This window comes from Emticicia sp. (assembly GCF_043780375.1).
GTDB lineage: Bacteria > Bacteroidota > Bacteroidia > Cytophagales > Spirosomataceae > Emticicia.
Map to the genome: position 1 here is coordinate 1 of NZ_JAYWCU010000271.1, position 7081 is coordinate 7081.

Sequence of the window (7081 nt, forward strand, 5' to 3'; positions counted from 1 at the left end):
CCGCCATCAATCACCAAGTTTTGCCCCATGATTTGTCTCGACAATGGCGAAACCAAAAACAAAGCTGCATTGGCAATATCTTCAATGGTTGAAGGTCTGCCCGATGGCGTAATTCTCGACCAAGTTTCTATGTATGCTGCATCTTCCAAAGTACGCTCGGTAAGAGTTGCCCCGGGCACGATTGTATTTATATTAATATTATGTGGAGCTAAATCAACAATTAAGTTTTTTGATAGCTGTTCAATACCTGCTTTGGTCATGCCGTAAGCTGCCAAGTTTAGATGGGCTTGATGAGCCGTTACTGAAGAAGTTAATAAAATAGTGCCTCCGTGTCCTTGCAAAACCATTTGTTTGGTTGCTGCTTGTGTCAAGAAAAACGTTCCGAAAAGGTTAACTTGGAATAGTTTTTGCATTGATTCTGGTTGATATTCCCAAAAATTGCCATAGGTCGTGATTCCTGCATTGGCTATGAGAATGTCTAATTTACCAAACGTATTCACCGCAAATTTCACGATACCTTCAATAGTTCCCATCTCCGAAATATCTCCACTAAATACTGCACACAAGCCACCTTGATGGTTGATTTTCTGACTTGCTAAATTTGCTAAATCTTCATCAATATCATTTAAAACTACCTTAGCTCCTTGAGCGGCTAACTGACGGGCCACTTCAAAACCGATTCCTACACCCGCCCCTGTAACAATGGCTACTTGATTATTGAAAATTTTATTTTGCATTATATAAGATATTCTAATTAATATAAATTGCATAAAACCTAAAAAGTGTATATCAAGACTATATATGATAAAACAATTTCTAAACGATTGATATGAAAAAGACCAAGTTTACTCAGAAATGATTTAAAAATGTGTATTTTTCTTCTTTTTACCTATAAAACCTTCCAAACTTGAATCGTTACACTATCAGGATTTCGGATTCCTTTACAAATAAAAATGGCATTATTCAACCATTCGTATTTGCCCGTCGGTGCTTCAAATTTTGGTACAGCTCTAAAATAATAATCATTTGAACCAACTTTTTCACCCCGTCCAATTTTAGCAGCAATTTCGGGTGTAGCTACTCTTAAACCAACATTTTTGACATAAATATAGGTACCATCATCGGTTTTAATTGTATAATGTGCTTCTAATTCGGCTACGCCATCTTTTCTGACGATTTGCCAATCGGCACCACCGTTTACTATCTCACCTTTCATTTTTGGTCCTTCAAAAGTACCTCCAACAATCGGAATTACTCGTCGAACGCCACGTGCAGTTTCGCCAACAACCATCGGGGCAGCTACCAAAACTTTTAATTCACAAACGAATTCTAATTGGGGACTTTCCATGCTTTTATTAGTGTTTTGTGCTTGAATTTTGCTCCCAAAAAACAAAGTAAAAAGGGTAAAAACTAAAGTTGTTTTCATTTTTTTTGATTTAAACTCTGGACATCAAATCCAGCAATTTGTTTGTACATATTCATTACTGTTTCTAATTCAATATATGGAATTTCATTTTCAGAAAAACCTACTGGAAAGCGTTCATCCATCATATCCATGATTTGGTCTGGCCCTTTTGCTCTATTTTGAAGTACAACTTTTGCTGTTTCTGGTACTCTTTGGGCATCGTATTTTTGTAGTGCAGTTTGCACATCAGGTTCATTTATCAACATTTCAGTTAAACAGTCGGCGTCTAAAATAGCTTGAGAAGCACCATTTGAACCAATCGGATACATTGGGTGGGCGGCATCACCCAGAAGCGTAACTCTTCCGAAAGTCCAACGGTCGAGCGGCTCACGGTCAGACATTGGGAACTCATAAATGGCATGGGTTTTATCAATCATTTTTGATACATCGAGCCAATCGAAATTCCAATTTTTATAAATATCAACTAAACGAGCTTTGTCGGCTTGGCGGTTCCAATCTCTAATAGTGATTTTTTCGGAGTCAGTTTCTTTTAAATTTGCGACCCAATTGATAAGTTGATTACCGTTTTCATCTAATTTTGGGTCGATAGGATATACGACCATTTTTTGTTTCAAACTTCCAATCATAACCATTGAGCTGCCCGACAGAAATGGTTTCATCCAAGTGGTGCCTCGGTACAAAACATTTCCCGAATAGCACGGATCGCCTTCTTGTGGGTATAATTGCTTACGGACGACCGAATTGATTCCGTCTGCACCAATCAAAATATCACCTTTTTCTTGATGAATTACTTCGCCAGTTTCACGATTGATAAAAGTCGCAATTACTTCATGTTTTGTTTCTTGAAACGCTTGTAAATGATGATTTGTAAAAACATTTTCCGCTCCGATGGTTTGTTGTACTTCATCAAAAAGCAACATTTGGAGATTTCCTCGATGAATCGAAAATTGTGGCCATTTATAACCCGCAAATCGTCCACGAGGTTCTTCCCAAAACTTTTGCCCAAAGCGATTGAAATAGAGTAAATCCTGCGTTTCGACGGCGGTTTTAGCAATTTTTTCTTGTAAACCAAGATTCGTCAGCACCCTCACACTGTGCGGCAAAGTATTGATTCCAACCCCCAAAGGCTTTATTTCTTTGACCGATTCAAAAACTTTTACTTCAAAACCTGCTTTTTTTAAGCATAAAGCAGTGGTTAGTCCACCAATACCACCACCAATTATTATTACTTTCATGCCAAATCTTGCAAAGGTTAGAGAGAATATCAGGTATCCTTATAAAATAAACAAATGTAAAGAGACCTCACAGAAATAGCAAACGGTTTACTATTTTTGTACAAAAACGAATGAATTATGCCCGCAAGAACCGTTTATTTGATAAAAAGAATTGAGACAGAAATAACCTTTGCCATGAATAAGGTTTTGACTAAATATGATGTTACGTTGGCTCAGTTTATTATTCTTAATTTTGTGAATGATAATCCAACCGATTTTTCTTCGGCTCAATTATCACGTAGGTTCAAAATGACTCCGCAGTCGATGAATGAAACCGTTACGACTCTACAAAAGAAAGAGATGTTAGTTAAAAATATTGATGTTGAAAACAAACGAATATTACGCATAGGTTTAACCGAAAAAGGAATCCAGGTTTTGGGTTTCTGCAATATTGCCATTAATATTTTGGAAGAAAATCTTTTCGGAAATATCCCAACCGACGAGCTTGCTACATTTCGCAAAGTGATTGGTAATGTGCTTGAAACTACACGAAAGGTTTAGATTAGACTTGTTGGAACGGAAAGAACTAGATTAACCAACAAATACTTTGAGAACATCATTTTTTAGATTAAAATCTACTTTAATTCTGTGGTATTTCAAAATAAAGCTACACGCTCATCTTTCATAAATCATCCATTTCTGTAAACATTTGGCTATCATAGCGGTGGTGTAGGCATCTGATTTCCAAACCATAATTCCTCTAACAAAAGTGCCTCCTGAAAAATAAATGCCACCGTTCCATCTTACTTTATTGTTTTCAAAAATCGCTTTGGATAATAAAAATTCAATTGCTTTATTTATACTTTGCTTTGGTATGTTCATTCCTCTCGCTCTCAAATCCAACAAAGCATGAAGACTGTAGGTAGTTGATTGTATCAAATCGCCATTATTCAGCCACAAATCACTCGTAAAACTTCCATCGACTTGCTGAGATTTAACTAAATGTTCTAAAATAATTTTGCAAGATGGAGCCAGTTCTGTTAGTCCCGCTGAATATGCCCTTGCAACTGCATAGTGAATATGATAAGAATTTGGATAATAAATAGCGGTGTTTTCCCAACGCTCTCGTTTCAGCAACTCATTAATAACAAGCAATGATCCTTTTTTTCCAAGGCTATTATCAAGCTGATCTGTTATTGCCAAATAAGTCAAAACATTGGCATTTACTACAATATCTACCTCATTTGCACCAAAAGGCACCCAAGATTTATAGGCTTTTGGATATGAAGGACTTATTGGAACAAAAACAAACACACCGCTAAAAGCAGACCTGAGCATATTCCAGTACCTATATTCATGCTCTTGTCCGTGCCAAGTCAAAAAAGCTCCTGAATTTGGCATTCCATGAAAAAGGATATTGAACCAATTTCTGTTTTTCGATTTAAGTCAATGTATTTATCATAACCAGCTGATGAGATGAGATTTAAGGTATCAGCAAAAATTTTATTGTGGTAAAAGGAAGCCAAATTTCCGAGAGAAGTATCATCGGCATCTTCAGCAACATTAGAAGTATTATTTATAAACCTTGATTTTAGTTTGAAATTTGTTGGTCTTCTTACCCTTGAAATTGGATTAGGTTCTTTACCAATTCTTAAATCTCTCTGCGGCGGCAAGGCTTTCCAAAAGTTAAATCTTTCGCCTTGCCTAAATGACTGAATTTCATTAAAAGCCTCTAAGAGTGTAGGTTTTAATAGGGCTAAAGTTGTATCAGTTATATAAATTTCGGACAAAAAATTATGAATAGCTGAAATCGTAAAACAGTTAGAATCTCTTTTTTTTTGCCTTCTACCAAGAAAAAAAAAGGGTTCAGTCAATTCCATCCAGACTTCCCACTCTCCTTTGTATTGTTTGCATTGAATCGTACTATCGCACTGGCTTTTAACCAAATAATTGATTGATCCATCAAAATATTTTTTAATATTTTCAAGGTTAATTGGTTCATATTTTTGGCAAAAACAAGAGTTTGCCAGAAATAGAGAATAAAAAAAAAGAAAAATTCGTAAATTCATCTTATTTAGTTTAGTTCTGCTAAACAAAAAAAGCCGCTCAGAATATCATTTGAGGGGCTTGCAGTAGTTCATTGGTTCTAACAGGATTAATCCTTGAAAGAATGGAGTTCTAATTATTTGAGATGTTTTGTTGTCGAAGTTTCGATATTCAGACTAAACATCAAAATTGCAATAAATCTACCTCACAATACAAATATACAAAATTTCTTTAAATCGAAAAACAAGTAAGTAGGTTAAAAAAAGTATAAATCGAGGAAGTATTGGTATTTCCAATATTGAGTACAAAAAATATAAGTACTGACTGAAATACTTCAATATAACTGCATTTCTATTCACCAAAATTGCGATTAGCATTGATCCAGCCATGAAAATGCAATTGATAACTATTTGTTAATTAATACTTTATCTCCAATTAATATTAAGGTGTTTTCTTTGGATTCAAGAAAACACTTCAATGAAATACTCACTAAACTCTCTTCTTCAAAAACAATCTTTTCTTATTTTTTGGTGCATCATAGCTGCCTTCGGAACATATTTTTGTATGTATGCTTTCAGAAAACCATTCAATACAGGCCTATACGAAGGTTATGTATTATTTGGGTTGAGTTACAAAACCCTACTTATTATTACCCAAGTTTTGGGGTATATGATTTCAAAATTTTTAGGGATAAAAATCATTTCGGAACTTCGTCCCAACAAACGTATCTTATTGATTATCAGCTTAATACTCATCTCAGAATTTGCTTTGGTGCTGTTTGGTTTAGTTCCTTTTCCCTATAACTGGACTTTTATGTTGTTGAATGGTTTGCCCTTGGGGATGGTTTGGGGAGTGATTTTTAGTTTTTTGGAAGGTCGTCGAATAACCGAATTTATTTCTGTCGGACTAAGTATTAATTTAGTGATGGGTTCGGGGATTTTAAAAACTATCTATTTGACTATTAAGGATTTAACCCAAATTTCAGAGTTTTGGATGCCCGCTTTCATCGGACTCATTTTTCTGCCAATTTTTAACTTTTTCGTGTGGATGTTGGCTAAAATTCCGCCACCAACTATGCAAGATTTATTGCTCCGAAACAAGAGAGAACCCATGACAAAAATCAAAAAAAATGCATTATTGAAAGACTTTTCAATAGGATTTTGGGCAATCGTTTTGATTTATATGTTGCTAACAACAATGAGAGATTTTAGAGATAATTTTTCGGTTGAAATCTGGAAAAGTTTAGATGTTGTTTTTGATAAAAACACCTTTGCTCAAACCGAAATGATTATTGGCTTTTTTGTATTGCTTATGCTTATAAGCGTAGGTTTTGTTAAAAACAATGAAAAAGCATTTGTTTATGTTCAGGTTCTAATATTGTTTGGTATCTTGGCTTGTGGAACAAGCACTTGGCTTTTTCAAAAGGGAAATATTTCTGCCTATAATTGGATGATTTTACTTGGCATTTCTTTCTTCTTGCCTTATTTAATTATCCAAACGCTTTATTTTGAACGTTTTATTGCCGTTTTCAACCTCAACGCTAACGCTGGATTTTTTGTTTATATCTGCGATTCGATGGGCTATCTCGGTAGTATTTTTTTAATGTTTTACCGAGAATTTTTCATGAAAGAACTGAGTTTAGTCAATATTTTGATAAATTTAAGTTATGGCATTTTGGGATTGTGTTTGGCTTTATGGATTATTTCGATTTGGTTTTTTGGTCGAAAACAAAGTACAGAAATTCAATCACCGCCTCACTTTATCTAAATTCGATTCTGCATAACCAAAACTCGAAGTCATTCCTTTACCACCAATTCCGGTGCATATATAAATGTTTGGAGAAATATTGTATTCAAAAATCTCGTCAGGATGTTGGGCATAAAAACCTGCCCATTTTCGGGCAATTTTTCCAACAGCAAAATGTACAATTCGTTGAGCTTCTTTCAAAATCAACTCATCAATCAACTCCTTAGTATCGAAGCCCAAGTAGTCTGTTTTTCCTACTGGTGCATATTCGTGTGAATCACCAATAATGATTGAACCATCAATTGCTTGCTTGAAAAGAAGATGAATTCCCCATTTTTTGAGTTCAGTATAATGCTCAGGCATTGTAATATTTTTATACGACGGCATTGCTTCGAAAGATTCATAACGCCTAATTGACAATCCTGTTAGAATATTTCCTGCTAATAAAACATTACTCATTGGTACGGTTTGAAGCATTTGTAATTTACTGACAATCAAACCGCTTTTTTTGAATACTTTTGGGTACAATATATTGAAAGTATAACCACAACAAAGTAATACTTTTGACGCAGAAAACTGCTCGTTTTCTGAAGTCCTTATTATTACTTCATCGGTATTTTGGTCACATAAAATAACCGTGGCATTGTTC

The 7081-nt window shown here is 34.9% G+C and carries 8 protein-coding genes; 2 read left to right on the top strand and 6 right to left on the bottom strand.

Annotation, left to right across the window (positions count from 1 at the left end; all coding sequences use genetic code 11):
• The 3 genes from ACH2CJ_RS19965 to ACH2CJ_RS19975 form a co-directional block, all read right to left on the bottom strand.
• The coding region (locus ACH2CJ_RS19965) for an SDR family NAD(P)-dependent oxidoreductase (protein WP_394995815.1) at nucleotides 1-737 on the bottom strand (737 nt) is incomplete at its 3' end.
• A 152-nt stretch (nucleotides 738-889) separates the two neighbouring features.
• Nucleotides 890-1426, bottom strand: coding sequence for a DUF3237 domain-containing protein (locus tag ACH2CJ_RS19970; protein WP_394995817.1), 537 nt, complete (start codon nucleotides 1424-1426; stop codon nucleotides 890-892).
• On the bottom strand, nucleotides 1423-2661 hold the full coding sequence (locus ACH2CJ_RS19975; RefSeq protein ID WP_394995819.1) for a flavin-dependent oxidoreductase: 1239 nt from the start codon (nucleotides 2659-2661) through the stop codon (nucleotides 1423-1425). The genes ACH2CJ_RS19970 and ACH2CJ_RS19975 overlap by 4 nt, the downstream gene beginning before the upstream one ends.
• A gap of 117 nt (nucleotides 2662-2778) precedes the next feature.
• Here ACH2CJ_RS19975 and ACH2CJ_RS19980 point away from each other — a divergent pair, with 117 nt between their 5' ends.
• Nucleotides 2779-3201, top strand: a complete 423-nt coding sequence (locus tag ACH2CJ_RS19980) for a MarR family winged helix-turn-helix transcriptional regulator (protein WP_394995821.1) — start codon at nucleotides 2779-2781, stop codon at nucleotides 3199-3201.
• 114 nt (nucleotides 3202-3315) lie between these two features.
• Here ACH2CJ_RS19980 and ACH2CJ_RS19985 read toward each other — a convergent pair whose 3' ends face one another.
• Complete coding sequence (locus tag ACH2CJ_RS19985; protein ID WP_394995823.1) at nucleotides 3316-4041, bottom strand: hypothetical protein; 726 nt, start codon at nucleotides 4039-4041, stop codon at nucleotides 3316-3318.
• On the bottom strand, nucleotides 4017-4430 hold the full coding sequence (locus tag ACH2CJ_RS19990; protein WP_394995825.1) for a hypothetical protein: 414 nt from the start codon (nucleotides 4428-4430) through the stop codon (nucleotides 4017-4019). The genes ACH2CJ_RS19985 and ACH2CJ_RS19990 overlap by 25 nt, the downstream gene beginning before the upstream one ends.
• 733 nt (nucleotides 4431-5163) lie before the next feature.
• On the opposite strand from ACH2CJ_RS19990, the gene ACH2CJ_RS19995 reads away from it, so the two are divergent.
• Nucleotides 5164-6453: a DUF5690 family protein gene (locus tag ACH2CJ_RS19995; RefSeq protein ID WP_394995828.1), complete on the top strand. Its 1290-nt coding sequence runs from the start codon at nucleotides 5164-5166 to the stop codon at nucleotides 6451-6453.
• On the opposite strand, the gene ACH2CJ_RS20000 is transcribed toward ACH2CJ_RS19995, so the two are convergent.
• Nucleotides 6433-7081, bottom strand: a 649-nt coding sequence (locus ACH2CJ_RS20000) for an FAD-dependent oxidoreductase (protein WP_394995831.1), incomplete at its 5' end; no start/stop codon positions are given. The two genes, ACH2CJ_RS19995 and ACH2CJ_RS20000, sit on opposite strands and share 21 nt — an antisense overlap.

Excerpts from the sequence above, each read along its gene's own strand:
- ACH2CJ_RS19970 (WP_394995817.1), bottom strand. The coding sequence starts at position 1,426 with ATGAAAACAACTTTAGTTTTTACCCTTTTTACTTTGTTTTTTGGGAGC.
- ACH2CJ_RS19975 (WP_394995819.1), bottom strand. The coding sequence starts at position 2,661 with ATGAAAGTAATAATAATTGGTGGTGGTATTGGTGGACTAACCACTGCT.
- ACH2CJ_RS19980 (WP_394995821.1), top strand. The coding sequence starts at position 2,779 with ATGCCCGCAAGAACCGTTTATTTGATAAAAAGAATTGAGACAGAAATA.
- ACH2CJ_RS19985 (WP_394995823.1), bottom strand. The coding sequence starts at position 4,041 with ATGCCAAATTCAGGAGCTTTTTTGACTTGGCACGGACAAGAGCATGAA.
- ACH2CJ_RS19995 (WP_394995828.1), top strand. The coding sequence starts at position 5,164 with ATGAAATACTCACTAAACTCTCTTCTTCAAAAACAATCTTTTCTTATT.